General features: G+C 54.6%; 1 protein-coding gene and 1 CRISPR repeat array. The gene reads right to left on the minus strand.

What is annotated here, in order from left to right; translation table 11 throughout:
- The first annotated feature begins 41 nt into the window (after nucleotides 1-41).
- Nucleotides 42-1,015: a CRISPR direct-repeat array (repeat unit 33 nt; unit sequence GTCGCACCCCACACGGGGTGCGTGAATTGAAAC).
- A 218-nt stretch (nucleotides 1,016-1,233) separates the two neighbouring features.
- Entirely contained in the window at nucleotides 1,234-2,442 is a 1,209-nt protein-coding gene (locus PORUE0001_RS02235; protein WP_007364839.1) for an oligosaccharide flippase family protein, read from the minus strand.
- Nucleotides 2,443-3,054: the final 612 nt, after the last annotated feature.

Genomic DNA, 3,054 nt, shown 5'->3' on the forward strand with positions numbered 1-3,054 from the left:
TTGAAACCTCGCACGTGTAATGTCTCCGCTCCGATTTCTCCGTCGCACCCCACACGGGGTGCGTGAATTGAAACGTATTGTCTCATAGTCTTGTCGTGTCGTTGGTTGTCGCACCCCACACGGGGTGCGTGAATTGAAACTATCCCGTACGTGTCAAAGTCTCGTACCTTGGTGGTCGCACCCCACACGGGGTGCGTGAATTGAAACCTTTATTGCTGTTTGATATATTTAGTTCCTCGCACGTCGCACCCCACACGGGGTGCGTGAATTGAAACCGTACACACTCGCACTGTCGCACACCCGAGCGCCGTCGCACCCCACACGGGGTGCGTGAATTGAAACCGCTACCGCTCTCCTCAGCCAGACGGCGCAGCTGTCGCACCCTACACGGGGTGCGTGAATTGAAACTCTCTAGGAAGGCTTGTAGCTCTCCGAGTAGATCGGTCGCACCCCACACGGGGTGCGTGAATTGAAACTGCGAGATTTACGGCATACCGCCTCGTGTACTCGTCGCACCCCACACGGGGTGCGTGAATTGAAACGCTAATCAGCTGGGAGGCACTACGGAGCGCACTTGTCGCACCCCACACGGGGTGCGTGAATTGAAACGGGTCGGTCGTGATACCATACCCAGCCCAGTTGTGGTCGCACCCCACACGGGGTGCGTGAATTGAAACACCATAGCTCTCACCAACAGAACCAAGTTCCGAGGTCGCACCCCACACGGGGTGCGTGAATTGAAACGCATCAAGCTTAGCCAACCGCTGCTCCACACCTCGTCGCACCCCACACGGGGTGCGTGAATTGAAACCAAGTCGACCGCCACAACATATTCTCGGCACACAGTCGCACCCCACACGGGGTGCGTGAATTGAAACACTGACCCCGAGACGGGCAAGATAGACTGCCCCCTAGTCGCACCCCACACGGGGTGCGTGAATTGAAACAACAGATACACCCACATAGGCTCCTCATCGTGGGGGTCGCACCCCACACGGGGTGCGTGAGTTGGAAGAGGAGAGCGATTGGCAGTCGGCACGAATACGATGACAGCCTCCATGAGCAGATACGTTTGTGGGGGGCTGTCTCTGTTTTTACGAGCTAAGATTGCTACGCAGCGTCAGATGAGGGCGCGGCGGCGGCCGGTGGCGTAGAGGAAGGCGATCTCGATGAGCCCCGAGAGGATGACGATGACGACGAAGGCGATCAACTTCACCTGTAGGAGCACGGCGATCAAGGCACAAGCGCGATGACCGCAAGCGAGAGGAGTTGGTTGATGAAGACCTCACGGTTACGACCGTTGGCGGTGAGAACCAGTTCGATGAAGAAGCCCGAGATAAGCCATATCGGTATCAGTGCCGTCATGAGCAGGAATACAGGTAGTATGAGATCCTCTATCGGGCCATTGCCCATGATCCATATGATCGGCTTAGCGGCGAGCATGAGCGCCCCCATGCAGGCGATGCCCATGAGCAGTTCGCCACGCAGTATACGATGTATGCGCTCTGTCGTATAGCTGGTGCTGACCGAGGGAAAGAGCGCCACATTGAGCTGCTTAGTGATGTACATGACGACGCTGACGATCTTCATCGAGAAGTCGTAGCCCGTCAGGGAGGTCATGCCAAAGAGCGAACCGATCACGAGGTTGAGTCCAGCTGACTTGACCGTCATCACCAGATAAGAGAGGAAGAGTGGAGTAGCCTCTCGCAGGAGGGCTAAGCTTTTACGCAGTGAGATGAGGCGTAGCGAGAGCTTTTCGCGCCATAAGATATAGCCAAAGGCGATTCCCGCCGAGAGTATATTGCTTGCCGAAGCCAGTAAGACGTAGCGTGTCATATGCTCTGGCGTGAGCACCCAGAGGATGATGGCAACGGCTAGGAGCACTTTCGTGGCAATCTGTATGTAGAGGTAGATGCGGGTGCGCTGGATTCCGATGAAGTACCAGTTGGGCATGATGACACAGGCCACTACGGAGAGAAAGCTTGCCCAGAGGAGCGCCCGGTAGTCGGCCAAGGGTCCGACCCATAAGACGATCGGCAGGAAAAGGATGAAGGAAAGGAGGAGCAGGTAAAGGCGACTAGAGAGTATCTGCGAAGTGATGTCGGACTTGCCCGCTAGGTCGCCCTCCTTGTCGTAGCGAGCTAGGTAGCGGGTGCCGATCATATCCAAGCCGTAGGTCACCAGCGTGACGAAGTAGGTGATGACCGAAAAGGCGTAGACATAGGCTCCGTACGCCTCAGCGCCGACACGATGGATCAGTATCGGGTAGATGATCAGATGAAAGGAGGAGTTCAGCACATTGATGAGTCCGAGAGAGAGGAAGTTCTCTAGGACTAGTCTATTGCCTCTGACCATAGCGCATAGTCTCTGGAGGAGGTGCTTCGGTGCTGGAAGGGGTGACTGGTTCATCTGATTATCTTGGGGTGATCGTCTGAGGCTCATAGGGCTTCAGTACGAGGGCAAAGGTACGACCTTCTCACGAATTAGTTGTCGCTGCCAAAGCGTGCGCCAAGTGTCGGGACACCCGTGGCGGATAGTCTCCATCTATTGAGACTATTGCATAAAGGCGAATCGCTGTGTTGCTTTCGGGATTCGGCTTCGGTCACATACGGAGGTATGCTCCCTTCAGACCTCACCCTCAGCGCCTTGCGCTTCATCCTTTTGCAACAGTCTCATATTTCGGACACTTTCCGACTAAATGGATTTTCTCCCGAGGAAATGCAAATCCGCCACGGGGAAAACGGCAAATTCCTCCGAACTTTCATTTCATTCTTCCGAAGTTTCATTTCATTCTTCCGAACTTTTATTTCGATCTTCCGATGAATTTCTCATTGCCTCCGTGGAGGATTTGCATTTCCTCGGGAGCTATTTGGTGAATTCTTCGAGGGCCAGATGTTTATGTCGAGAGGTTGGTAGCTCTAGGCACTGCTAACTAACACTCCTCGTATAACTTAGCCGAGGATTGAGGCGGATATTGCAATTTCGTCCTTTACATTGTGGTTTTAACGGGGACGGACGCACAGAGACGAGTAACGGCTGTAGGGACGCACGGTC

Origin of the sequence: Porphyromonas uenonis 60-3 (genome assembly GCF_000174775.1) — a bacterium.
In the GTDB taxonomy this organism is placed as follows: Bacteria; Bacteroidota; Bacteroidia; order Bacteroidales; family Porphyromonadaceae; genus Porphyromonas; species Porphyromonas uenonis_A.

Coding starts and splice junctions, on each gene's coding strand:
- PORUE0001_RS02235 (WP_007364839.1), bottom strand. CDS start 2,442: ATGAGCCTCAGACGATCACCCCAAGATAATCAGATGAACCAGTCACCC.